Source organism: Hymenobacter sp. BT18 (genome assembly GCF_012273015.1).
In the GTDB taxonomy this organism is placed as follows: Bacteria; Bacteroidota; Bacteroidia; order Cytophagales; family Hymenobacteraceae; genus Hymenobacter; species Hymenobacter lutimineralis.
This window is the reverse complement of sequence record NZ_CP050954.1, coordinates 4,505,949-4,530,626: the sequence shown is the minus strand read 5'-3', so window position 1 is coordinate 4,530,626 and position 24,678 is coordinate 4,505,949. Positions and strand designations below refer to the sequence as shown.

Sequence of the window (24,678 nt, the reverse complement as noted above, 5' to 3'; positions counted from 1 at the left end):
CGAAGGACCTTAGCACGCATGGTAGAGTCCGATTGACTCGTTCAAACGTGCTAAGGTCCTTCGCTCCGCTCAGGATGACAGATCAGTTGTAAGCAACCGACTTAGAGTGCTGCCAGGCTTTGTTCCAGGGCCGTGATTTTGGCTTCGGCGTCGGCTAGCTTCTGCCGCTCGCGCTCCACCAGGTCGGGCTTGGCGTTGGCCACGAATTTCTCGTTGGCCAGCTTTTTCAGGACCGAGTCGCGGAAACCCTGGGCGTACTCCAGTTCTTTGCCGAGGCGTTCTTTCTCGGCACCAAGGTCAATCTGGCCTTCCAGGGGCACGAAGAACTCACTGCTGCCCGTCACGAAGCTCACCGAAGCGGCCGGCGCTTCCGTCACCACCGAAACGTCGGTGAGGGCGGCCAGCTTGCGGATGATGGGGTCGTAGTCTTGGAGCAACTGTGGGTCGTCGGTTTTGGCGGCCAGGGTCAGGGGCTTGTTGGGGCCGAGGCCCTTCTGGTTGCGGATGGTACGTACCCCGCCCACAATAGCCAGGGCCTTTTCCATGCGGGCCAGCAGATCGGCCGCGCCGGCTATGGGCTGGGCTTTGGGCCAGGCAGCCACGCACACGTACTCCTTGGGGCCGCGCTCCTTCAGCTCATGCCAGATTTCCTCCGTGATGAAGGGCATGAACGGGTGCAGCAGTTTCAGCAGCGTTTCGAGGAAACCGGTGGTCAGGCGCAGCGTTTCGGGGTCGATGGGAGCCTGGTAAGCGGGCTTGATCATCTCCAGATACTCGGAGCAGAAGTCGTCCCACACCAGCTTGTACACCGTCATCAGCGCATCCGAAATCCGGAATTTCTCGAAGTGCTCATCCAACTCCGAGATGGTGGCGTTCAGCTTGGCCGAAAACCACTCTACTGCCTTCTCATTCGCGAAGGGCAGCGCGGCATCCACCTCCCAGCCTTTGGTAAGGCGGAAGGCATTCCAGAGCTTGTTGCTGAAGTTGCGGCCTTGCTCCACCAGCTTTTCGTCGTAGAGCAGGTCGTTGCCGGCCGGTGCCGAGAAAAGCATACCGGTGCGTACACCATCAGCCCCGAATTGCTTGATCAGGTCCAGCGGATCGGGTGAGTTACCGAGTTGCTTGCTCATCTTGCGGCCTTGCGAGTCACGCACGATGCCGGTGAGGTACACGTTGCGGAAAGGTATTTCCTTGCGGTACTCCAGCCCGGCCATAATCATGCGCGCCACCCAGAAGAACAGGATGTCGGGCCCCGTTACCAGGTCGTTGGTGGGATAGAAATAGTTGACGTCAGCGTTGTCGGGGTCCTTGAAGCCGTCGAACACCGAAATCGGCCACAGCCACGAGGAAAACCAGGTATCCAGCACGTCCTCATCCTGGCGCAAGTCGGTGAGTTGCAGGTCCTGGTTGCCGCTTTGCTCCCGGGCCTGCACCAAGGCTTCCTCGGCGGTGAGGGCCACCACATAAGTACCATCGGGCAGGTAGTAGGCCGGAATCTGCTGGCCCCACCACAGCTGGCGCGAGATGCACCAGTCGCGCACGTTCTCCATCCACACCCGGTAGGTGTTCTTGAACTTGGCCGGATGCAGCTTCACGGTGTCGTTTTCCACCACTTCCAGGGCCGGCTTGGCCAGGTGCTCCATTTTCAGGAACCACTGCAAGCTCAGGCGGGGCTCAATCACGGCCTTGGTGCGCTCCGAGGTCTGCACGATGCTGGCGTACTCGTCTACCTTCACCAAGTGGCCGGCTTCCTCCAGGTCTTTCACGATGTTGCGGCGGGCGGCAAACCGGTCCTGGCCCACGTACAGCACGGCCTTCTCGTTGAGTGAGCCGTCGTTGTTGAGGATGTCGATAACGGGCAGATTGTGCTTTACGCCCAGCTCGTAGTCGTTCAGATCGTGGGCCGGCGTCACCTTCAGCGCACCCGTCCCGAAGTCGATGCTTACGTACTCGTCCAGAATCACCGGAATTTCGCGCCCCAGCAGCGGAATCCGCACTTTCGCCCCGTGCAGGTGGGTGTAGCGCGGGTCGTTGGGGTTCACCGCCACGGCCACGTCGGCCATGATGGTTTCGGGCCGCGACGTAGCTACTGTTAAGAACTGAGAGTTTAGAGCTGAGAGCTTAGAATCGTTCTGCCCCTCACCTTCTGTCTCTAAGTTCTCAGTTCTACCATCTAAGCTCTCCGCTCCTACCACCTCATACCGCAGGTGGTACATCTTGGCCATCACGTCCTTGGGAATTACTTCCTCGTCAGACAGGGCCGTTTGGCTTTGCGGGTCCCAGTTTACCATGCGGATACCGCGGTAAATCAGACCTTTCTGGTGCAGGTCCACGAACACACGCAGCACGGCCTCGGTCAGTTCGGGCTCCATGGTGAAGCGCGTCCGGTCCCAGTCGCAGGAGGCGCCCAGTTGCTTGAGCTGCTCCAGAATGATGCCGCCGTACTTTTCCTTCCAGGCAAAAGCATGCTCCAGGAACTGCTCCCGCGTGAGGTCCTTCTTCTCGATGCCCTGCTCCTTCAGCAAGGCTACTACCTTGGCTTCGGTGGCAATAGAGGCGTGGTCGGTGCCGGGCACCCAGCAAGCTTCCTTGCCCTGCATGCGGGCCCGGCGCACCAGCACATCCTGAATGGTATTGTTCAGCATGTGGCCCATGTGCAGCACACCCGTCACGTTGGGTGGCGGAATAACTACTGAGTACGGCTGCTTGCGGGGGTTGGCCTTGGCTTTGAAGAAGCCCTGCTCCTGCCAGCGCTGGTACCATTTGGCTTCAACGTCGGCGGGGGTATAGGTTTTGGCGATGGACATCAGCGGAGGGAATTCAAGTCGGAATACGGGCGCAAAAGTAGGCATTTCGGGCGGGGCGGGAAATGTTCGGCCGTTCCCGGCCGAACTGGCCTTTAGTAAGTAGCCGTCCTGGCACTGGGCGCACCTCAGGAATCGAACTGGGTTTAGCGCCGGCGCTTCTCTACTTTTGATTCTTGCCTGGCTTCTCAGCGCCCAACTTACCCTTCGTTTGCTTCCTTCTATGCTCCTGCCCTTCCCTGCCAATCCCGATAAGGCCGCCGACGACTCCGTGGAAGGCCTGGTGCTGCTCGGTGGGGAGCCGACCGTCGAAAACCTCACCGCTGCCTACAGCCGGGGCATTTTTCCGTGGCCGGTGGAGGGCTGGCCGGTGCTGCCGTGGTTTTGTCCGCCCCGGCGCGGCATTCTGCGGCTGGAGCGCCTGCACGTGGGCCGCTCCCTGGCCCGGGCCCAGCGCCAGAGTCCCTGGCGCATCAGCTTCAACGAAGCGTTTGAACAAGTGATGCGGGCCTGCCAGCAGCAGCCCCGTCCCGAGCAGGCGGGCACCTGGATTACGCCCCAGCTGGTGCGCGGCTACGTGGCCCTCCACCGGGCGGGACGGGCCCACAGCGTGGAGGTGTGGGACGGCACTGAGCTGGTAGGCGGCGTTTACGGGGTGGCCGTGCGGGGTGTATTTGCGGGGGAGAGCATGTTTCATACCCGCCCCAATGCCTCCAAGCTGGCTTTGCTGGCCCTGATAGAGAGCCTACGCCGGCAGGGGGCTACGTTGCTCGACATTCAGCAGCTCACGCCCCACCTGGCCGCCTTGGGAGCCGAGGAGGTAAGCCGCCGCGAGTTTCTGCGGTTGTTACAGCTAGAGCAAGCAGCCGGGCGCGAGCTGCGTTTCGGACCGGAACTGCGGCCCGCTATAACGCCATAAGCCCTGCCGTAGCAGGGCTTATGGGTAATTTCTCCCGGAAAAACCGTTCAGCCGCCTAGGCTTCGGCGTGCAGCCACTCTTTTTTCTTAAGCAGCTGATCCTGCGACTCGCGGTAGTCGGGGTCGTCCACGCAGCAGTCTACGGGGCAGACGGCAGCACACTGGGGCTCCTCGTGGAAGCCCACGCACTCCGTGCACTTGTCCGACACGATGTAGTAGTACTCGTCGGAAACGGGCGTTTGTGGGCTGGTGCCCGCTACGGTTTGCCCGCCGTCCACAGTCACTTCCTTCAGGGCCGTGCCATCAGCCCAGCGCCAGTTAGCTCCTCCCTCGTAGATGGCAGTATTTGGGCATTCCGGTTCGCAGGCACCACAGTTGATGCACTCGTCGGTTATCATGATGGCCATAGCCGTATCTCCTTTTTTGGTACGCGTAAACGTAGATTGCGGGGCAATAGATGCTTGCTACCTACAACCTAACCGGGCAAAAGTAGAAACTAACCCGTACTCTTGCGAGTTTTTTGCTGAATAGTCCGTTTCTCCTCTTCCCTTCCTTTATGAATCACGCCGAACGTCTTGCCGCTTTTGTCGCCCTGGGCCAGCGCCTGCAGCAGCTTACCGACGATGAACTGGCCTCTCTGGCAGCCCGGGCCCGCAACCAGAATGCGTGGTTTGATCAGCCCAACATCACGTCGGCCTTCAAGGGCGTGGCGCAGATGCTCCAGGAAGAAACACTCCGTACCTGGGCCGGACGCTACCGCCCCGAGCCTGAGACCCCGCGCCAGGTGGGCGTCGTGATGGCCGGCAACATTCCCCTGGTGGGTTTTCATGACACCTTGTGCGTGTTGCTGAGCGGGCACACCCTGCTGGCCAAGCTCAGCGCCGATGACACCGTCCTTATGCGCTGGCTGCTGCAGGAGCTGACGCAGCTGGAGCCGCGCTTTGAAGAACGCATCCAGCTGGTAGAGCGCCTAAATGCCGCCGACGCCTTTATTGCCACGGGCTCCGACAATACGGCACGCTACTTCGAGTTTTATTTCGGCAAGAAACCCAACATTATCCGGCGCAACCGCAGCTCCCTGGCGGTGCTTACGGGCCGGGAAACGGCGCACGAGCTAGGTCTGCTGGGCGAAGATATTTTCCGCTACTATGGCCTGGGCTGCCGCAACGTCAGCTCCCTGTACGTGCCCGAGGGCTACCATTTCCCCGACCTGCTCGATGCCCTGCAGCCCTGGCACCGCGTGGCTGACCATCACAAATACCAAAATAACTACGACTACAATAAGAGCATTATGCTGGTGAACCAGGTCCCGCACTACGATAGTGGGTTTCTGCTGCTCACGGAAAGCCCCCAGCTGGTTTCGCCTATTTCCGTGCTGCACTACGTCACCTACCAGCACGAGGTAGACCTAGCCGACAAGCTCACCGATATTGCCGAACGGACGCAGTGCCTTGTTTCGGCGGGGGCACTGTATCCGGGCAGCTTTCCGCTGGGTCGGGCTCAGTACCCGGCAGTTGATGATTACGCCGATGGGGTAGACACCATGGCATTTCTGGCTGCCCTGTAGCGCTGCATCTTTCTAGGCCGTACCCCTGCCCTGCTACCTGATCTGGTAGTAGGCAGGGGTATTCTTTTGCCTTACCAGTCGGATAAGAACAGGAAAAGCCGATGCAACATCAAAATGAGACAATAGCACTACCAAATGATTACCGTAGCGAATATTCACTATCGTTAAATATGATTTTTTACGACATACTACTTGATTTATTGTTTTCAAATAACTAGTTTACTAGCACTAAAACCTAAACCGCCCAAACATCCCACCATGACACATTTTGCACAATACCCAGAAATCATTTCCAAGGAAGTTGTTCAACAGTTGCACTTCCCGGTTTCCGATGTCCTGGCTACGCCCGATGCCCGTAACCTGCGCCGCTACTCGGCGGAGCGCGCAACTACGCTTGGCAACGGCTATCATGGTAAAGTAGATATCTACTTCAAGACGGCCGATGGGGAAACCAAGCGGGTCCAAACCACAGTGTGGGCCAACGACGCCGAATACATTACCCTAAAATCGGGGGCTTTCCTGCCCATGCGTAGCGTGCTGGGCATCGACTTCCTTTAATGCTCTCCTACGACAAGTCGATGTCAGCACGCAGAAGCGGCTCCTGGTCTTCCGGGAGCCGCTTTTTTGCGTGGTTCGGCAGTTTAGTTGCCACTCTGCTGGTCAGGTGGCCATGCTGCAATAAACGGCAAAGCGGCCTCAACCACGTGGTTGAGGCCGCTTTGCCGTTTGGTAATCGGTTAGCTCTAGATACGGTCCAGGGTTTTCTGGATCAGATCGTTTACTACGTCGTCGGCATTGGTGGCAAACTCGCCCGTGGCGCGGTTAGCCACAATGGCATTGAGCGAGACTACCTCGTGGCCCAGCATCCGGCCCAGGGCATAGTAGCCGGCCGTTTCCATCTCGAAGTTGGTGAGGCGGAACTCCCCCTCGGCGCTGTGGTAGCGAAATTGCTGAAACTGCTGAATCAGGTCGGGCAGGCGCAGATCCAGGCGCAGCACCCGGCCCTGGGGGCCGTAAAAGCCGGGGCAGGTGAGCGTATTGCCCACAACCATGCCCGCGCCCAGCTGCTCACGCAGCAAATCGGAGCCGCGTACGCAGTAAGGCCGGTAAGGCAGCTGCAGGGCCTGCTGTACGCCGGTGGCTACTTCCACTTCCAGACCGGTTTCCACCAGCGGGTAAAACTGCATCAGCGAGTCGAGGCCTACGCCGTGTTCCGTCACCAAGTGGGAGCCGATGGGAATGTCGGGCTGCAGGGCGCCGCTGGTGCCCACGCGCACAATGCGCAAGGAAATTCGCTCTTCCAGGGGCCGGGCCTCCCGGGTCACAAAGTCGATGTTTACCAGGGCATCCAGCTCGTTAAGCAAAATGTCGATGTTGTCGGTGCCCATGCCCGTACTGATGACGGTCAGGCGCTTGCCCTGGTAGTAGCCTACGTGCGTGACGAATTCGCGCTTGTGGATCTGGGTTTCAATGGAGTCGAAGTGCTGGCTGATCAGGGGTACGCGGTCCGGGTCGCCCACGGTGATAATGGTATCGGAAATATGGTCGGGCACCAGGTTGAGATGGTACACGCTGCCGTCGCGGTTCAAAATCAGCTCCGATTCGGGAATAGGCATGGGGAGGGCGGGAAAAAGTGGGGAAACATTCGAGTTACGTATTACGCAGCAAGTGGCCAAAATGTGCGTAATTCTTTCGCTCTAGCAACTGAATGCCAGTGCCAAAAAATAATGGCCCGGCAGCAGCCGGGCCATCAGGAAAAGCAAGGCAGGTAGAGGCTGCCCTATTTCAGGCTGGGAGCCCGATACGAGAGTAAGCCCTGTTCGGGGTTGTAGTTGTTGCTGACTTTGGGATAGGCACCCGTGCCATCGTAGGGTCGTTTGGCCGGGTGCTCTTGGCACGCGGTAGAACAGGCCCCATCAAGCTGCTCGCCGCAGGCCTCGCACATGGCCACGTGCAGGTTGCAATGCGGGTTGGCGCAGTTGATCATGCGCGCCGAGGGCGTATGGCAGTGGTGGCAGGTGGAAATCAGGGTTGGGTTTACGCTGTTTACATCCACGGCCACGCGGCCATCAAACACGTAGCACTTGCCCTCAAAATCTTCCCCGCCGGCCTCAAGACCATACTTGATAATGCCGCCGTGCAGCTGGTACACGTTTTCGAAGCCCTGTTCCAGCAAAAACGCTGAAGCCTTTTCGCACTTGATGCCGCCAGTGCAGTACGTCAGGATCTTTTTGTCCTTGTACTGCTCCAGCTCCTGCACCTTCTCAGGAAACTCACGGAAGTTTTCGATGTCGAGCGTCAGGGCGTTTTTAAAGCGCCCGAGCTGGTGCTCGTAGTCGGAGCGCACATCCAGAATCACCACGTCGTCCTGGTCTTTCAGGTCGCGAAACTCGGTAGGCGACAAATGCACGCCGGTGCGCTCGTAGGGCTTGATGTGGGGCAGGCCTACATGCACGATTTCGGGCTTCACCCGCACGTGCAGCTTCTGAAAGGTATGGGCCGGGGCTTCCTCTACTTTAAACTCCAGCGCGGCAAAGCGCGGGTCGGCCTTCACGACCTGCATATACGCTTCGCAATCGGCCGTGCGGCCCGACACCGTGCCGTTGAGGCCTTCTGGTGCCACAATAATGCGCCCGAGCAGGTTCAGGCCCAGACAGAGACGATGGTGCTCCTCCCGGAACAGTTCCGGGTTTTCGATGGGCGTGTAGCAGTAATAAAGCAGAACGCGGTAGTCCATTATGCAATGAGGAATGAGAAGTTAGGAAGGAGGAATGTTAGTCAGCAATTCTTCACTCCTATCTCCCAACTTGTAATTAAACCTTCTGGGCGGGGTTGCCAAATACCGTCTGGCCAGCCGCTACGTCGGCTACTACCACCGAGCCGGCTCCTACCCGGGCCTTTGCCCCTATTTTCACCCCGGCTACCACCACTGCCCCGGAGCCGATAAAGGCCTGAGACCCTACTTCTACCCCCGCATTCAGGATGGCGCCCGAGCCCAGCTGGGCATACTCGCCTACCTGTACCTTGGCCTCTACTATGGCATTGGGGCCGATGATAACGCCGTTTTCCACCTTGGCTGTGCTGGCCACCACGGCGTTGGCACCTACCAGAATGCCGTGGCCCAGCCAGGCGTGCTCCGATACGCTGGCGCGGGCGTGAATGGCATTGACCGGCGCTACCGTGTACTCTTCGTGCAACATGTTGGTGAGGCTGCGGCGGCTGGCGGTGTCGTCGGTGGCCACGAATACCTCACACTTCTTGCCGAGCAGCTTCAGCAGCTGCGCGTCGTCGGTATTGCCCATAATGGGCACGTTATTGAGTTCCGTATTCTGCAGGGCTTTATCGTCGTCGAGCAGGCAGTATACCACCACATCGTTGCTGAGAAAAGCATCGAGGGCAGCCGTGCCGATGGTTTGGGCACCAAGAATAATAACAGGATTTTCCATGCGCAGGCAAACAGCGGCAGTTGCCGCCAGGTTTCTAAACCGCAAAGATACGTGCCTTTCGCAGGGCGGCCAAGCGCCCTATCGTCTGGGCCAGGAAAGCCGCCGGAGCCACGCGGCGGCGTAGTCGTTTTGCAGCAGCAGCAGCAGCAGAAACGGCAGAAACGCGGTGCGGTACCGGTTCAGCGTGCCCAGGTTGGGCGTGGTCAGCCCAATGAGCACGGCCACGACCACGCAGTAGAACAGCAGCACCATAACCAGGGTGAATGGCAGCTGGCCCGCCCGGCCGCGGGCCACGGCTACCAGAGCCGTAAGCAGCAACCCCAGCAACAACAGGTTTTCCAGCCCGGCCGCCAGGTACTTCCAATGGCGGCTTTCCCCCAGCCAGGGGCGCGTCAACGAATTCAGGACTGCCACAGGCGCATGCTGCGCGACGCTGGCTTGGGTGGGCTTCAGCTGCGGGTACTCCAGGTGGGGCCGCCCCCGGGATTCGGCTTCCAGCTCTGAGTAGTTGCGCATTAGCTGGCTGGTAAACTTGTTGGCTCGAAAGGCCGGGAGTACCTCCCCAGCCAGGGTGCTGCCTACGCCTACCACGGCCGCCAGTACCAGCATCTGCGCCCAGCGGCGGCGCAAAAAGCCCAGGTGCTGGCCCACCCGAATGCCGACTGCCGTGCCTAAGCCCGTAAGCAGGAAGACAGCAAAGAAAAAGCGCATTTTAAATACCAGAATGGCCAAACCAAGCGCCGCTAGTAGCCGACTTTTGCGGCCGGCAGGTGCAGGGGGGTAGAGCTCCTCGACCACCAGGGCCGTCAGCCAGGCCGCACTGCCCACCAGTAGGCTTTCTTTGGTGAGGCCCGACGTCCAGTAGACGCAGCTGGGCCATAGCAGCAGCGCCGCCACTGGCGCGGCGGGGGGCGTGCCGGGAAATGCCCGGCTCAGGGCTTGCACCAAACGCCAGCTGCCCACAAAATGAAAAAGGGAGAGGTAGCCCGCATTCAGCCAGACAAGGCCCCCCGAGGCGAAATTCAGCCCTGACAGGACTTTTATCAGAAACAGCGTATTGGAGAGACCGTGAAAAACCAGGTGGTGCGGACCGAAGTGAAAAGCATCGGTAGGCAACATCCGGAACCAGGCTAGTGGGTTGGCCCAGGCTTGCTCGTTCATGCGCCCCGCCCACAGCTGAAAGTACGCCGCATCCGCCGACAAGGCTAGCACGGACGCAAGGGTTGCCAGCAGCTTCAGCAGAAGAGTGGGCCAGAGCCAGGCACCCGCCGGGCTTTTGGCTTGCTGACGGAGCCAGCCGCTGAGCCATACCAGCAGCGCAAGGTTCAGCCCAAGGGCCAGCAGTAGCTTCAAGAGACGAGCGTATTTTGGCGCAAAATACGATTTCCAATGGCACAATGCAGGCAGCGCCGGGGCTGGCAGTACGCCCGGTGTAGCGTAAGCAGCCCCTGGGAGTCGGCCGCCGACTTGTTGGCGAAGCCCAGCGCCTCATACGGCGCCAGCAGGTGGTTATGCTCGGCGGGAAGTTGCGTGAGCAAGTTAATGGCCTCCTCCGCCAGCTCGGGCTGCCCTACGTGCCGGGCATACGCCACCCGCAAGGGCAACACCACGTTGCTGACGAGCAGATGGGCACTACTGCGGCCCAGTTCAGCCAGGCTGCCGGCTTTGCCCGGCCGGGCGTGGTTCTGCCAGTAAGCGGGCAGCGGCGCCCGAAAGAATGCTTCCAGCGTCGTCACCTTATCGGTGGCCAGCAGGGGCGCAAACAACGTAGGGCGGGCGTGCAGCAACGCCGCCAGCTGCACCAGCCAGACCGTGGGAAAGTTGGCCGGGCGGAGCCGTAGAAAATTCCACTCGTGGGCGTGCAGGGCAGTATCTGCTAAAGAGTACTTGTGGCGCAGGAAGCCGTACTCCCGCTGCAATGCGGTGGAGTAGTCGTCAGGTTCTTCCAGGCTCTCTAGAAACCCGGCCTGCCCAAGCACTAGCGCCTCGGTTTGCAAGGGCTGATGGCGGTGGCGGCGCAGCACAGCCAGCGGCAGCGCCTTGGCTAGTCGAGCCAAGGGCTCGGTGTTCTTCTGAAAGCCAAAACCAGCTGCCAGCGCGTGCCAGGTGGTGGCTTCCCAGTCGCCCAGCAGTTGCTCGTGCAGGGTCAACACCGTATCGGCCTTGCGCTCGGCCCGCTCCAGCAATGCCCGCTCTACCATGGAAAGGCGCGTAACGGTGGGCGCCTGGGGCAGCAGGCCGGCGCAGGGCAACGTGGCCGCCGGAGCTGCCAGCAAGACCTCATAGGTGGACAGCAGTTCCGGCGCGATGCGCGGCCCCAGTTCCAGAGTGGGAATCAGGCTACCATCGGAACGGCGCACGGGCTGGTCGGCGGTGTACACCACGTGCAGGATAACCTGGTCGTAGCGCAGGTCCAGCTGGTGTTGGTGGCGGTACCAGTCAGAGGCGCGCAGGTGGATTTCCACGGCCCCATTCCACTCTACTTCCCCAATGCGGAGGCGGGCACTGGGAAAGTCGGGGCCAGCTTCCTGGTGGCGGAAGCCGGGACGCAGCACCGTCAGCTCCTCTCCTTCCTGGGTGCGCAGACTGGCTTTATCGAAATACTGTTGCTGCCAGACATAATGTAGAAAATCTTCCTGCATATGTTGCTAAGTTATAGTACACCTATTTCCGCTAGTTTCCGGAAGGAAAGTACTGACCAAGTAGCCCAAAACCAAACCGGCCCGCCCCCGCACGAGGCGGAAGCGGGCCGGTAAATTCGGCAAGTAAAAGGGTTAGCGCAGGTCAATTACCTTCACGCCTTTGTATTTGGCTTTGTCGAAAGTGAACGTGGTGGCATCTACCGGCACGTTGGGCGTGAACTTGCTGATGCGGAAGGTGTAGCGGTTGCCGTTCTTCTTGAACATCTGCCAGCTTTTCACCGAGCGGTCTTTCTTGCTCACCGACAGGCGCACCTTGTACACGGCGTTGTTACGGTCTTCGGGGGAAAGTTCAATGATGTCTACGGCCTCACCGGCTTCCTTGCCTTCCTGCACGTAAGAGTACTTGTAGCCCTTCTTATACAGTGTATAAATCTGCGAAGGCGAAATTTCCTGGTCGTCGGGCTCGTAGTCGGAAATGTTGACTTCGTTTTCCGACTTCATGTACGTCCACATGGTCTGGCCGTTGTTGATGACCTCCTGGCCATTCATCTTCAGCCGAAACTTGGTGCCGCTCACCGTGATGTCGCCCGAGAGGTTTTCCTTCACCTTGGCAGTGGGGTTTTCCAGCGTCTGGGTAAAGGATGCCTTGAAGGCTTTCATGGCCTGATACTTGGCGCTCATCTGGTCCAGAATCTTAGCGGCTTTGGGGTCCTGCTGGGCTGAGGCGGCCGACGTAAGCGACACGGACAGGGCAAGCAGGGCGAGAAACTTTTTCATTGCGAAAAATGAGAGAGGGGTGTCTTGGACGAATACCGATAAAGCGCCGCCGGCTCCTATACGGACAAACTCCGGCCAGGGATAAAACCACGGAAAAAGCCCGCCATTTTGCCCTGAAGCTCAACGTTAGGCGCTTACTTGGGCAGGGTATTCAACAACTGTTCCAAACTGTACTCATCCGGAATTAAAACTTCGCGGGCCTTGCTTCCCTCGAAGGGCCCCACGATGCCCGCGTGCTCCAGTTGGTCGATCAGACGGCCGGCGCGGTTGTAGCCTAGCTTCAGGCGCCGCTGCAGCAGGGACGTGCTGCCCTGCTGGTGCGTGACGATTACGCGGGCAGCCTCCTCAAACATAGAGTCGCGCGAGGCGGGGTCGAAGTCCTCCGCATCGCCATTGCCCGTCCCCGATTCGCCCTGCACTTCCGGCAGCATGTAGGCCTCGGAGTAGCCCTGCTGCTCGCCGATAAAGTCACACACGCGGTCTACTTCCGGAGTATCGATAAAGGCGCACTGCACCCGGATCAAATCGGAGCCAGCCGAGAACAGCATGTCCCCCTGCCCTACCAGCTGGTCGGCGCCGCCGGTATCCAGAATGGTGCGCGAGTCGATTTTGCTGGTCACCTTAAAGGAAATCCGGCAAGGAAAGTTGGCCTTGATGATACCGGTAATTACGTTTACCGAAGGTCGCTGGGTGGCCACAATCAGGTGAATGCCGATGGCGCGGGCCAGCTGGGCTAGGCGGGCAATGGGCGTTTCAACCTCTTTGCCGGCCGTCATCATCAGGTCGGCCAGCTCGTCGATGACCAGCACGATGAAGGGCAGGTAGCGGTGGCCTTTCTTGGGGTTCAGGCGGCGCTCAATAAACTTGCGGTTGTACTCCTTCAGGTTGCGGCAGCCCGCATCCTTGAGTAGGTCGTAGCGCCGGTCCATTTCCATGCACAGGGAGTTGAGCGTATTCACCACCTTTTTGGTGTCGGTGATGATGGCCTCCTCCGTATCCGGCAGCTTGGCCAGGAAGTGACGCTCAATCTTGTTGAAGATGCTCAATTCCACCTTCTTGGGGTCGACAAGCACAAACTTAAGCTGGGCGGGGTGGCGCTTGTAGAGCAGAGAAGCCAGAATCACGTTCAGGCCCACCGATTTCCCCTGGCCCGTGGCCCCGGCCATGAGCAAGTGCGGCATTTTGGCCAGGTCGGCCACAAATACCTCGTTGGTGATGGTGCGGCCGAAGGCTACGGGCAAGTCCATTTCGGTGTGCGCGAACTTCTCCGTGGCAAACACCGAGCGGATGCTCACCATCTCCTTCTTCGTATTCGGCACCTCAATACCAATGGTGCCCTTGCCCGGGATGGGCGCAATGATGCGGATACCCAGGGCGGCGAGGCTCAGGGCAATGTCATCTTCCAGGCTCTTGATCTTGGAAATCCGCACCCCGGCATCGGGCACAATTTCGTAAAGCGTAACTGTGGGCCCAATGGTGGCTTTGATGCTGGCGATGTTGATGCCGTAGTGCCCCAGCGTCTCCACAATGCGGTCTTTGTTGGCCTCCAGCTCTTCTTTGGTGACTTGGGCTTTGGCCTGGCCGTAGTCGTTGAGCAGTTCCAGCGTGGGGTATTGGTAGCGGGAAAGGTCCAGCGTGGGGTCGTAGTTTACGTTGGGCATGGCGTCCGCATCCTCGTCCTCATCGGCAATGGCGGCCATGTCGGCCCCGGCGGCCGGGTCCAGCTCGGTCGTGTCTTGGTCGATTTGGAGGGCGGGCGCAGCCACGGGTATTTCCACCTCAAACGAAGGGCCTTTCGGCGCGGGGGCCGGTAGCGGAGCGTCGTTGTCGGCCAGGTCGGCCAACGACAGCGGCGTGGGAACCCGCGCGGGCGTGGGCGGCGCGACTTCCAGGGCCGGCGCTTCCACAGAAAAGGCCGGGCCAGCTGCTTTAGCAATGGCGCCGCCCATGCTTAAGGCGGCGGCACTGGCAGCCGTGGTGGCCGCAGCAGCCACCGGCGCCACGCTCAGCGGCACCGAAGCGGCAACTGCCGGAGCCGCCACCGCGCCGCTGGTGATAAAGGGAGGCTCTACTTCCTCGTCCTCCTCTTCCATGACCTGAGGAGCGACGGTTGGACTCGGGGTTACTGAGGCAAGCGGACCGGTGCGCTTGAGCGTCATGGCCGGTGCGGGGTCTTCTTCCTCCTCATCCATGGGCAGCGGGGCAGTAGCCCGACTGACGCCCTGCGGGTTGCGGCTTGCGTCAGAAGCAGAAACCTGATTGGCAGCAACTTCTTCTTCCTCGCTTTCGGGGCGGCGCAGGTTTAGAGTGGTGACGTTGAAGAAGAACACCACAAACGAAATCAGCAGGAAGGCCAGCAGCAACACCGTCCCCCACCCGATCAGGCTGTCGAGCCAGAGGGCCACTTCGTAGCCGATGCCTCCGCTCAGGAAGTCGAGGCTGTGGGCCAGGGCGGGGTCGGCATCCGGGGCTTCGAGAGACAGCACCACGTAGCCCAGCAGCACGCTCAGCCAGCCCATTGTGAACAGGCACAAAGCCAGCACATAGCTGACCGACACATCCTGGCGGCGGAAAACAATTTTATATCCCAGGAAGAAAACTATGGGAATCAGGGCAAAGGCGGCCACCCCAAACCCGCGGTAGATCAGCCACTGCGCCAGCGTAGCCCCAATCAGGCCCAGCCAGTTGCCGGTTTCCTGCCCTGCCACCAGCAGCGGCGTCGTGCCGGCACTTTGCACCACGCTTTGGTCGGCGTGGCCCGTGAGCAGGAACGACAGGAACGCTATGGTCAGGTAAATGGAAGAGAGCAGGAAGAAGAAGCCCAGAAAGAGCTGAAACCGCCGGTCGCGCAGGAAGCCGAAGACGTTGCCCAGGGAAGGCAGCTTCACGGGGGTACGGGGCGTCTTGGGCGCTTTGCTCGTAGCCCGGGGCTCGGGCCGGCGGGACTCCCGGGGAGCCTCGGGGGCCGGGCGCGGCTGGTTGCGCGGCGGCCGGGGGGCATTGGCGGCCTGCGGAGCCGGCGCAGCGGGTTGTTTGTACGTATTTTTAGCCATTCGAAATCACACCTGAAAATCAAATCTACGGCTTTTCCGGCGTTTAACCGGCTTTTTTGCCGCTAGGAAGGAAGGTCAATCCGCGGGGAGTGGACTTGCGGCGGGCGGGCATTCTACAGCGTTTCATACACATACAGATGCCAGTAGGCAGTGGCATCAGCAAAGTCTCCTACTCGTTGTAAACCACTGCGGGCCGGGTGGGCCAGGGCTACCGCCGAAACCACGTAGCGCCCCCCCAACTGCTTAAAGGTAGCGGCATCAAAGGCAAAATCCTGAATGGGGGCGTGACTGGCCGGCACCCGGAAGTTTTTGCCCAGCTCCGCCGCCAGCAGGTAACAACGGTTGCCCCAGGCATCGAAGTATGTGCGTAATTGCGGGCTTTTACTTAGCTCCCCGGCAATGAGCCGCCGAAACTGATGCTTGTACGGGAGCGGGTAATTGTTCTGGTAGCTGTCGAGGGTGTAGAAGCCATTGAGCTGAGCCACGGCCGGGGGCAGGCCCAGGCAGGCAATGCGGTAGCCCGCAGGCGCCTGGCCGCTACGAACCTGAAGGGCTTGCTGCACGCGGGTAAACAACGCGGGGGCCACCATCTGCTGGTAGTTAGGCTCGGCAGCGGCCGGGCGCCCCAGCAGCTGCCGCAGATTCAGGGTCCACTCGCGGTGCATGAGCAACACCACCAGGAGCTGGGCTACTACCAGCGCCCAGCGCACCCGCGCGGCGGGCAGCGTACGCAGGGCCAGCACCCACACCACCACCCACAGCAGCGGCGTGAGAAAGTGGAAGCGCGTAAGGTTGAACGCCCGCAGGAAAGGCAGCCCGCCTTGTAGCGCCCCCAGCAGGCTGGGGTAAAAGCCGCAGAACCCAGCCAGCAAGGTTAGCATCACGAGCAAGCGTATAACCGGCCGCGCAGGGAAAGCCCGGCGCTGCAGGCGGGCCTGCCACCAAGCCAGGAGCACCGTCAGTAAGAGCAGCCCCCGGAAGAACAGGCTGCTGTGGTACTGCCCCATCAGACCAAACATTAGAGTACCGCGCACTTGCGACAGTAGCGTGGCCGGGGCCAGTTGCAGCAAATCAAACTCCGTGCGGTGGGGCACAAACTGGTGCCGGAGCAAGGAATACAGCAGCGGAAACTCCACCACGCCGTAGCTCACGGCCAGCAAGCCCAACCCCAGCCAGGCGCGCCAGCTTAAGCGGCGCTGCTGCCAGTCAGTCCAAGCCAGGTAGCCGCCCGCTCCTACCAGCACGAATACCCCCGCCAGCACTAGATTCGACCACAGCGGAAACAACGCCAGCAACAGCCAGGGCCAGAGGACCGGCTTTGGCCCGCGCAAGGTGTGCACGGCCAGCAGCACCGCCGGCTGCCCCAGCACCGACAGGCCATACATCGAATACAGCGGAAGCATGGCCCAGCTCAAGGCAACCCCTGCCGCCAAGGCCCGCTGCTCCCGGGCCGGCAGCAGCCAGCAGCGCAGCAGCGCGTACATACTCAGCAAGCCCGCCACCCGTACCAGCACCATGTTCAGCAAATAGGCTGGCAGCGGTGGCAGCAGCTCAAAGCACGCTACCGTCACGCTCAGGCCCGGCCGCAAGGCGTTGCGCGGCAGGCCATTCATGATCTGCGGCAGCACGGTGTGGGCTCCATAGTTCAAGGCCGTGCCCGTGCGCGCCAGCAGGTAGGGTCCGGCTAGCTCGGCATCCAGGTTGTCGTCGAGGGTGATATAGGTTTGAGGGCCTAGCACCCACAGGGGCAGCAGCAATACTGCCAGTGCCACCAATGCCCATAGCAACGGCGAGGCCCACAAACGACGCAGAAATAAACGCGGGAACGGAAACACTGCGACAAAATTAGCGCTTCAACGTCCGCAACCTAACCCCCGCCCTTTGCCCTGGCGACTGACTACTTCCGGCCAGCTAGCTGCGCGGATGAAACTCCGTGATAACCTGGCGCAGGTAGTCCCGGTCGAGGTGGGTGTAGATTTCGGTGGTGGTGATGCTTTCGTGGCCCAGCATTTCCTGCACTGCCCGCAGGTCGGCTCCGCCTTCGATGAGGTGGGTGGCAAACGAGTGGCGGAACGTGTGGGGGCTGATGCTCTTGCGCACCCCGGCTTTATCGGCGGCGGCTTTGATGATGTTGAAAATCATCACCCGGGAAAGCTTGGTGCCGCGCTTGTTGAGGAACACGTGGTCCTCGTGACCCGGCTGGATGTCGAGGTGGCAGCGCACTCCGCTCAGGTAAAAGCCCAGGTGCTTAAGGGCGTCGCCGCCAATGGGCACGAGGCGTTCTTTGTTGCCTTTGCCCGTTACGCGCACGAAGCCGTCCTCGGCGTACACGTTGGAGAGGCGCAGCTCCGTCAGCTCGCTCACGCGCAGGCCCGAGGAATACAGCACTTCCAGGATGGCCCGGTTGCGGGTGCCCTCGTTGGTACTCAGGTCGATGGACTCCAGCAGCTGTACTATCTCCTGGTAGCTCAGCGTATCGGGGAGCTTGCGGCCGGTTTTGGGGGCTTCCAGCGTGTCGGTGGGGTCGATGCTTAGCTGGTCTTCCATGATGAGGAAGTGAAAAAATGCCTTCAGCCCCGAAAGCGTGCGGGCCTGGGAGGTGGCACTCAGCTCCAGCTCCCCCAGCCAGGCCAGAAACTCCCGCAGCAGCTCCGGGCCTATTTCCTGCGGCCGCAGCGTGAGCTGGCGCAGCGCCAGAAACTGCCGCAGCTTCTGCACGTCGCGGCTGTAGGCTTCCACGGAGTTGCCCGACAACGATTTTTCCAGCCGCAGGTAGCCGTCGAATTGCTTTTGGTAGATGGACCAGTTCACGCAGAAGCCGCCAGCGCGGTGATTGGGGTGGAAACAGCAGGATGCTGCCGGGCAAAGGTCGGACAACAAACCCGCCCGCACAGAATTTTCTACTGGCACCGAAAAGTATTCTGCCTTCTGCCAACGTTCTACGACCTTTACCTCCGCTACCCGGCCTTGCGCGGGCGGGTGGTTTTCTTCGGCTTCTCCCCTACGCTATGCAACTTCTCCTGCTCAACGGCCCGAACCTGAACCTGCTGGGCCACCGCGAACCAGGCATCTACGGTTCCCGCTCTTTCGAAGACTACCTGCCCGAGCTGCGCGAAGCCTTCCCGCACCTCACCCTCGAATATTTTCAGAGCAACCACGAGGGCGAGCTGATTGACAAGCTGCACGAAGTAGGCTTCACCTACCACGGCGTGGTGCTGAATGCCGGGGGCTTCACGCACACCAGCGTGGCCCTGGCCGATGCCGTGGCCGCCATCAACACACCGGTGGTAGAAGTGCACCTGAGCAACCTGCACGCCCGGGAGGAGTTTCGCCAGAAAAGCCTGATCGGCCGCAACTGCGTGGGCAGTATTGCCGGCTTCAAGCTCGAAAGCTACAAACTGGCCCTGCACTACTTCGACGGCCTGCGCCCCAAGCGCGTGGGGTTTAAAGTTTAATGTGCTAATGTGTTTCGAATGTGCTGATGTGCTAATGATTGTTCTCGATTAGCACATCAGCACATTCGAAACACATTAGCACCTTAGGCTCCTACCTTTGTATTTCCTTCCTTCTGACTTCTTCACCTATGTATACATTCAATCCGGGCCCGGCAGCAGTTTATCCGCAGGTGCGCCAGTACTTGCAGGACGCCTTCGATGAGGGCTGGCTCTCGGCCCCGCACCGCGGCGAGCGGTTCACGACCCTGCTGCGCCAAACGGTAACCGACCTCAAAACGCGCCTCAACGTGCCCCAGGACTACACCGTGTTCCTGATGGGCTCGGCCACGGAGTGCTGGGAGGTGCTGGCCCAAAGCCTGACGCCCACCAAAAGCCTGCACGTGTACAACGGCGCTTTTGGCGAGAAATGGTTTGAGTACGCCAAGGCCCTGCGCCCGGCTTCCTCGGCCGTCACGTTTGGCCTCGATGAACTGCCCGACATCAGCAAGCTGCCCATGGACCTGCAGACGGATTTGGTCTGCATTACCCAAAACGAAACCAGCAACGCCACCCAGCTGCGCGACGGGTTTATCCTGAACCTGTTCAACCGCCTGCCCAGCAATGCCCTACTGGCGGTGGATGCTACCTCTTCCCTGGCCGGTATTCAGCTCAAGTACATCAAAGCTGATATCTGGTACGGCTCGGTGCAGAAGTGCTTCGGGCTGCCCGCCGGGCTGTCGGTGATGCTGCTCTCGCCGCGGGCGGTAGAGCGGTTCCGCAAAATCAATGAGCGGGCCCACTACAACAGCCTCGTGCACCAGTACGAGAAGATGCTCAACTTCCAGACGAACTATACCCCGAACGTGCTGGGCATCTACCTGCTGAGCCGCATGCTGCAGGAGCGCGCCCCCATCAAGGCTGTGCACCAGCACATGACCGAGCGCGCCACCAAGCTCTACGACTACTTCGACCAGGCCACCCAGCTCACTCCGCTGGTGCAGAACCCCGAAACGCGCTCTACCACCGTCATCGGCTTGCAGGGTGCGCCTGCCCTTATCGATGAGGTGAAGCGCCGGGCCCTGGCCCAGGGCCTGCAGTTGGGCAACGGCTACGGCAGCTGGAAATCCGGGTCCCTGCGCATTGCCAACTTCCCGGCCATCCCCGACGAAGCCTTCGAGCAGCTGGTGCAGTTTTTCGCCAAGGAATTCGCTTAGCCGCGGATGGAACGGATGGAAAAACGGATGAAACAGATGGGCAGAACGGATGAAACGGATGGCCGTTTTTGCTACGAGCCGCATTTCCATAAGCGCAAGCCCTAGCTGGCGTACTGCGTTGATTACCGTAACCGGGCCCGGCCCCCTCCCCTCCGTTTCATCCGTTCATTCATCCGTTAGCATCTGCGGTCCATGTTTAGCCTGAAGGAAATTACCTCCGTCACCCTCACGCTGTTTGCCATCATTGATATCCTGGGTTCCATCCCTATTATCATTCAGATCCGGCAGCGCGAGGGGCGCATCAACTCGGAGCTGGCCACGCTGGTGGCGGGCATCTTGATGGTGGCTTTCCTGTTTCTGGGGCAAAGCATTCTGGCTTTGTTCAGCGTGGATTTGCAGTCGTTTGCGCTGGCGGGCTCCATCATCATCTTCCTCATCGGCATGGAAATGATCCTGGGCGTGGAGCTTTTCCGGCACAACCCCACAGCCTCGGGCACGGGCTCCATTGTGCCGCTGGCTTTCCCTCTCATTGTGGGCGCCGGCACCATGACGACGCTACTCTCCCTGCGCGCGGTATACTCTCTACCCAACGTGCTGGTAGGCATTGTAGCCAACCTCGTGTTCGTGTACCTGGTGCTCAAAAGCTCGGCCTGGATTGAGCGGAAGCTGGGCAAAGCCGGTGAGGACATCCTGCGCCGCGTCTTTGGCGTCATCCTGCTGGCCATTGCCATCAAGCTGTTCAAACAGAACTTTTAATTGAATGTGGAAAATGTGAGAAATGCGGGAGAATGTGCAGAATGAAATGCCAGGCTGAAGTAACCGACAGCGCTGATTCTGCACCACATTCGCTCCGTTTTTCACATTCCCCACATTTCTCACATTCCCCACATCCGAATTGATTTACTTATTTACCGACGGCTCTTCCCGCGGCAACCCCGGCCCGGGTGGGTATGGGGCCATTCTGCGCTTTGGCCAGCACGAGAAAGAGCTTACCCAGGGCTTTCGGCTGACCACCAACAACCGCATGGAGTTACTGGCCGTGATTGTAGGATTAGAAGCCATTACGCGCCCTGAGCTGCCTATTACCGTGGTTACCGACTCCAAGTACGTGGTAGATGCGGTGGAGAAGCGCTGGGTATTTGGTTGGGCGCAGAAGCCGGATTTCGGCAAGAAAGCCAACGAGGACCTTTGGCGGCGCTTTCTGAAGATACACCGCCAGCGCAAAGTGCAGTTTAAGTGGGTGCGCGGCCACAACGGCCACCCCGAGAACGAGCGGTGCGACCAGCTGGCCGTCTGGAGTGCCACGCAAGGCAAGCTGCTCATCGACGAGGGCTACGAGCTGCTGGAGTCGCAGCGGGCATGAACCGCGGGTACCTGCCGGCCCTGACGGGCTTTCGGGCCGTGGCGGCGCTGCTGGTGTTTCTGTTTCACTACCGCACCGCGGCGGGGTGGCTGCCCCCGGGCCTGGAGGGCGCCTGGCGGGCCCTGGCCAGCCAGCTAAACCTCGGCGTATCGTTGTTTTTTACCCTGAGTGGTTTTCTGCTTTGCCGCCTCTACTACGCCGCACCCTGGCCGGGAGCCCGGCGCTTCTGGCAGCGGCGTTTTGCGCGCATCTACCCGCTGTTTTTTCTCCTCACCACTCTTCAGTTCCTTTTTCACCCCGCGCTTAAGGGATTAAGGCCGGCTGTTTGGTGGCCCGAGTATCTGCTCAATATTTCCCTGCTGAAGGGCTTCTCTCACCGGTGGCACCTGACGGGTATCGGACCAGCCTGGTCGCTCACGGTGGAAGAATGCTTCTACCTGCTGCTGCCCGTCCTGTTCTGGCTGGCCCACCGATTCACCCCGCGCATTTGGGCGGGCTGCGTCCTCGCGCTGGTTCTGCTGGGTTTGGGCTTAAGCGCCCTCCTGCGCCCCATAGGCTGGCTGGAAACTCCGCACTTTACGCTGATGGTCACGTTTTTTGGGCGTAGCGCGGAGTTTCTCGTTGGCGCCGCCTTCGCCCTGCTACCCGCTGGCCGCCTGGCCCGGGCCACCCACTGGGGCTTGCTGCTGAGCACCTTGGTTGTGGGCTTGCTGATGGGCATTGCCCGGCACTATGGGGTAGCCGCAGCCATCGACACCTGGCCGGGAATGGCCCTCAATAACTGGGGACTGCCCTGGGCCACGGGACTGTTACTCTACGGCCTGACTACGGAGCCCAGTTGGCTTAGCCAGGTGCTCAGCAGCCGGCCTCTGCAGGTGCTGGGGCGCAGCTCCTACGCTTTCTACCTCTTGCACCTGAGCGTAGTAGCCGATTTTATCCAGGGCCGGCTGCACCGGCATGTGCCCCAACTGCCGGCGGTTCTCTCACTCTTCTTGCTGCTGGTTACAGCAGCCGTTGCGCTGCATTACCTGGTTGAGAAACCTGTTCACCGCTGGCTCACGCAAGCGGCGCTTTCTAAGTAGACCTATGGCTAACAACTATTTTCAGTTCAAGCAATTCCGAATAGAGCAGGCTGCGTGCGCCATGAAAGTCAGCACAGATGCCTGCGTACTCGGTGCGGTAGTGGACATTAGCCACGCTAAGCGGATTCTGGACATCGGTACGGGCACCGGCCTGCTGGCGCTGATGGCGGCCCAGCGCAACCCCGGCGCCCAAATTGAGGCCATCGAAATTGACTTGGCGGCGGCGGCGCAGGCGGCGGCCAATGCGGCGGCCTGCTCCTGGAGCCACCGCCTTCACATCCGGGCCCTGAGCTTGAGCGCCTACGCCGCCACCCAGCCGGACTCGTTCGACCATATTCTCTGTAACCCGCCGTTTTTCCGGCATTCGCTCCGCTCGCCCGACGACCGGCGCACCACGGCCCGGCACGCGGCAGAGGATACCCTGAGCTTCGGGGAGCTAGCGGGGTTTGCAGCGGCCCACCTCACGCCGGCCGGCCGCCTCACGGTGCTGCTGCCCCCGGCAGAAATGCAGGAGTTCGTGCGTACCGCGCACCAGGCGGGCCTCTACTCTATTACCCAGCTAGTCCTCCGCCACCGCGCTGGCAGCAAGCCGCTGCGCTGCATCACCGCCTTCGGCCTGACGCCCCAGCCAATGCAGCAAACGGAGCTGACGATGCGCGCCGCCGCCGATGACAGCTTGTATTCAGCTGAGTTCAGTGCGTTGCTGCAGCCGTTTTACCTGGCCCTGTAGCCTCGGGCAGCAGGGCCCGCACCTGGGCCAGCTTGTCCTGGAAAAAGTTATCCAGCAGATCGGGAGCTACCTGGCCGAACTCCGCGGCCGCATAGTGGCGGCGCACGCGGCCATCGGCCAGCACCGTTATTTCGTCGCACAGCTCGGTGAGGGAACCCAGCAGATGAGAGGTGAGCAGAATGCCCACCCCCTGCTGGCGCAGGCGGCGCAGAATCTCCATCACCAGCAGGTTAGCACCCAGGTCGAGGCCGTTGAAAGGCTCGTCGAGGATGAGGTAGCGGAAGGGTTGCACCAGCAACGCCAGCAGCGCCAGCTTTTTCTTCATGCCAGCCGAGTACTCCTCGGCGTACTGATCGAGGGGCAGCTCCAGCAGCTGGTTCCAGCCATTAAAGTCTACCAGCGGCCGGCCCCGGGCCTGCAGACTGAACTCGAGATACTCGCGGCCCGTGAGGCGGGGGTAGAAATAGGGCTCATAGGGCAGCAGGCCCGTGCTGGGCCGAACAGGCAGCCCGGTTGTTTCGCGGATGGTACCCCGGTAGTCGGCGTGCAGGCCGTAAAGGCAGTGCAGGAGCGTGGTTTTGCCCGCCCCGTTGGCCCCCACCAGCCCGTGCAGGGTGCCGGGCCGCAGCGTAAGGCTCACGTCGCGCAGCACGGCGTGCGCGCCAAACGACTTCTGCAGTTGCTGAATCTCAATCATAGCGAAAACGGGAAAGCTGGCGGCGGCTTTTCCAGATCAGCCCGAAAAACGCCACCAGCAGCAGGCTGGGATACACTGGGTGCCCGGTTAGCAGCACCGCCACGGCCAGCACCAGGCCTTGAGTAAGGCGCACCAGCAGGGCATTGGGGTAAAACGCGTACCGGGCCAGCACCACCATAGTAACTAGCACTGCCCCGAGCAGGGCCGCTACGGCCGCGCCGCCACTGCTGGTGGCCCCCGTGCCCAACAGCCACACGAAGGGGGCAGCCGTGAGGCCATAATACGCCAGGGCCAGGGCACAACGGCGGCCCAGCCAGCTGGCTGGGCCGCGCAAGGCTGGCAGCAGCAGGGGCCACGGCTCGGGAGTGCCGTAGCAGCCTGCCAGCACCAGTACCCAGCCGCCTATAGCCAGGGCCGGCACCACGGGGTAGCGCTGCCCCCACGCCGCCGCGCCCAGCAGCCCCAGCCACCAGAACCACGCCCCCGTCTGCCGGAAGCCCCCAACCAGTTCCAGCGCCTCGCTCCGAAAAACTGCCGGCTGGCGGTGACGAGCCGCCCGGGCCTGGGCCGGAGGCATCCACCCCACGGCGGCGGCCACCAGCAGGGTGAGCCCTGCGGTGCTGGCCTGCCGGAACCCCAGGAGCACCAATGCGGCGGGCAAGGCCAAAAAAGTGTATTCCACGGCCAGCCAACCGCGAAAACAGGGGGCACTCAACGCCAGAAAAGGCACATCCGGGCGGCGGCGGTGGGTACCTGCCAGCATCAGCAGCACCAGCAGGGGCACCAGCCAGTGCGCCGTAGCATGGCTGGCCAGCACCGTAAGGGCCCGGGCCACGGCTGCCAGCAGCAAGGGCAACAGCAGAGCCAGGCGCCACCACCCTACTTCCAGCACCTGCCGGCCCAGGGTGCGGCCGCGGAGCCGCAAATAGGCGCTCAATCCCCACTGCACGG

General features: G+C 60.9%; 22 protein-coding genes. 9 read left to right on the top strand and 13 right to left on the bottom strand.

Going from position 1 to position 24,678, the window contains the following annotated elements; translation table 11 throughout:
* Nucleotides 1-101: 101 nt before the first annotated feature.
* Nucleotides 102-2,807 carry a valine--tRNA ligase gene (locus HER32_RS19435; protein WP_168683066.1) on the bottom strand — a complete coding sequence of 902 codons (2,706 nt, stop codon included), beginning with the start codon at nt 2,805-2,807 and terminating at the stop codon, nt 102-104.
* Between the two features lie 220 nt (nt 2,808-3,027).
* Between HER32_RS19435 and aat the strand changes: the two genes are divergently transcribed.
* Nucleotides 3,028-3,723 (top strand): leucyl/phenylalanyl-tRNA--protein transferase, encoded by a 696-nt coding sequence (gene aat, locus HER32_RS19430; RefSeq protein ID WP_168683065.1) that lies wholly within the window; start codon nt 3,028-3,030, stop codon nt 3,721-3,723.
* A 55-nt stretch (nt 3,724-3,778) separates the two neighbouring features.
* Here the strand turns inward: aat and HER32_RS19425 are convergent, their stop codons facing one another.
* The gene (locus tag HER32_RS19425) at nt 3,779-4,129 is read right to left on the bottom strand and encodes a 4Fe-4S binding protein (protein ID WP_149071650.1); all 351 of its coding nucleotides are present in this window, start codon (nt 4,127-4,129) and stop codon (nt 3,779-3,781) included.
* Between the two features lie 149 nt (nt 4,130-4,278).
* Here HER32_RS19425 and HER32_RS19420 point away from each other — a divergent pair, with 149 nt between their 5' ends.
* Both HER32_RS19420 and HER32_RS19415 read left to right on the top strand, forming a co-directional pair.
* Nucleotides 4,279-5,289 (top strand): acyl-CoA reductase, encoded by a 1,011-nt coding sequence (locus HER32_RS19420; protein WP_168683064.1) that lies wholly within the window; start codon nt 4,279-4,281, stop codon nt 5,287-5,289.
* 258 nt (nt 5,290-5,547) lie between these two features.
* Complete coding sequence (locus tag HER32_RS19415) at nt 5,548-5,847, top strand: hypothetical protein (protein ID WP_168683063.1); 300 nt, start codon at nt 5,548-5,550, stop codon at nt 5,845-5,847.
* A gap of 185 nt (nt 5,848-6,032) precedes the next feature.
* On the opposite strand, the gene HER32_RS19410 is transcribed toward HER32_RS19415, so the two are convergent.
* The 9 genes from HER32_RS19410 to xerD all read right to left on the bottom strand — a co-directional run bounded on the left by HER32_RS19410 (nt 6,033) and on the right by xerD (nt 18,018).
* Nucleotides 6,033-6,905: a nucleoside phosphorylase gene (locus HER32_RS19410; RefSeq protein ID WP_168683062.1), complete on the bottom strand. Its 873-nt coding sequence runs from the start codon at nt 6,903-6,905 to the stop codon at nt 6,033-6,035.
* Nucleotides 6,906-7,069: 164 nt separating this feature from the next.
* Complete coding sequence (locus tag HER32_RS19405; RefSeq protein ID WP_168683061.1) at nt 7,070-8,026, bottom strand: rhodanese-related sulfurtransferase; 957 nt, start codon at nt 8,024-8,026, stop codon at nt 7,070-7,072.
* A gap of 76 nt (nt 8,027-8,102) precedes the next feature.
* Nucleotides 8,103-8,735, bottom strand: coding sequence for a NeuD/PglB/VioB family sugar acetyltransferase (locus tag HER32_RS19400; protein WP_168683060.1), 633 nt, complete (start codon nt 8,733-8,735; stop codon nt 8,103-8,105).
* Between the two features lie 78 nt (nt 8,736-8,813).
* Nucleotides 8,814-10,088 carry a hypothetical protein gene (locus tag HER32_RS19395; RefSeq protein ID WP_168683059.1) on the bottom strand — a complete coding sequence of 425 codons (1,275 nt, stop codon included), beginning with the start codon at nt 10,086-10,088 and terminating at the stop codon, nt 8,814-8,816.
* Nucleotides 10,085-11,377 (bottom strand): DUF2851 family protein, encoded by a 1,293-nt coding sequence (locus HER32_RS19390; RefSeq protein ID WP_168683058.1) that lies wholly within the window; start codon nt 11,375-11,377, stop codon nt 10,085-10,087. The genes HER32_RS19395 and HER32_RS19390 overlap by 4 nt, the downstream gene beginning before the upstream one ends.
* 132 nt (nt 11,378-11,509) lie before the next feature.
* Nucleotides 11,510-12,154, bottom strand: a complete 645-nt coding sequence (locus tag HER32_RS19385) for a LolA family protein (RefSeq protein ID WP_149071658.1) — start codon at nt 12,152-12,154, stop codon at nt 11,510-11,512.
* 134 nt (nt 12,155-12,288) lie between these two features.
* Nucleotides 12,289-15,207, bottom strand: a complete 2,919-nt coding sequence (locus tag HER32_RS19380) for an FtsK/SpoIIIE family DNA translocase (RefSeq protein ID WP_168683057.1) — start codon at nt 15,205-15,207, stop codon at nt 12,289-12,291.
* Between the two features lie 113 nt (nt 15,208-15,320).
* Nucleotides 15,321-17,042, bottom strand: coding sequence for a DUF6044 family protein (locus HER32_RS19375; RefSeq protein WP_262888177.1), 1,722 nt, complete (start codon nt 17,040-17,042; stop codon nt 15,321-15,323).
* Nucleotides 17,043-17,118: 76 nt separating this feature from the next.
* Nucleotides 17,119-18,018, bottom strand: a complete 900-nt coding sequence (xerD, locus tag HER32_RS19370; RefSeq protein ID WP_149071661.1) for a site-specific tyrosine recombinase XerD — start codon at nt 18,016-18,018, stop codon at nt 17,119-17,121.
* A gap of 197 nt (nt 18,019-18,215) precedes the next feature.
* Here xerD and aroQ point away from each other — a divergent pair, with 197 nt between their 5' ends.
* The 6 genes from aroQ (at nt 18,216) to HER32_RS19340 (ending at nt 23,030) form a co-directional block, all read left to right on the top strand.
* Complete coding sequence (aroQ, locus tag HER32_RS19365; protein WP_149071662.1) at nt 18,216-18,662, top strand: type II 3-dehydroquinate dehydratase; 447 nt, start codon at nt 18,216-18,218, stop codon at nt 18,660-18,662.
* 128 nt (nt 18,663-18,790) lie between these two features.
* Nucleotides 18,791-19,855 carry an aminotransferase class V-fold PLP-dependent enzyme gene (locus HER32_RS19360; protein WP_168683055.1) on the top strand — a complete coding sequence of 355 codons (1,065 nt, stop codon included), beginning with the start codon at nt 18,791-18,793 and terminating at the stop codon, nt 19,853-19,855.
* A 192-nt stretch (nt 19,856-20,047) separates the two neighbouring features.
* A complete protein-coding gene (locus tag HER32_RS19355) occupies nt 20,048-20,611 on the top strand; it encodes a MarC family protein (protein WP_149071664.1) in 564 nt (187 codons plus the stop codon).
* 139 nt (nt 20,612-20,750) lie between these two features.
* On the top strand, nt 20,751-21,218 hold the full coding sequence (gene rnhA, locus HER32_RS19350) for a ribonuclease HI (RefSeq protein WP_168683054.1): 468 nt from the start codon (nt 20,751-20,753) through the stop codon (nt 21,216-21,218).
* Nucleotides 21,215-22,300, top strand: a complete 1,086-nt coding sequence (locus HER32_RS19345; protein WP_168683053.1) for an acyltransferase family protein — start codon at nt 21,215-21,217, stop codon at nt 22,298-22,300. Before rnhA ends, HER32_RS19345 begins: the two co-directional genes overlap by 4 nt.
* Before the next feature lie 4 nt (nt 22,301-22,304).
* Nucleotides 22,305-23,030, top strand: coding sequence for a tRNA1(Val) (adenine(37)-N6)-methyltransferase (locus tag HER32_RS19340; RefSeq protein ID WP_168683052.1), 726 nt, complete (start codon nt 22,305-22,307; stop codon nt 23,028-23,030).
* On the opposite strand, the gene HER32_RS19335 is transcribed toward HER32_RS19340, so the two are convergent.
* Both HER32_RS19335 and HER32_RS19330 read right to left on the bottom strand, forming a co-directional pair.
* On the bottom strand, nt 22,993-23,727 hold the full coding sequence (locus HER32_RS19335; protein WP_168683051.1) for an ATP-binding cassette domain-containing protein: 735 nt from the start codon (nt 23,725-23,727) through the stop codon (nt 22,993-22,995). The genes HER32_RS19340 and HER32_RS19335 overlap by 38 nt on opposite strands.
* Complete coding sequence (locus tag HER32_RS19330; protein ID WP_168683050.1) at nt 23,720-24,676, bottom strand: hypothetical protein; 957 nt, start codon at nt 24,674-24,676, stop codon at nt 23,720-23,722. Before HER32_RS19330 ends, HER32_RS19335 begins: the two co-directional genes overlap by 8 nt.
* Nucleotides 24,677-24,678: the final 2 nt, after the last annotated feature.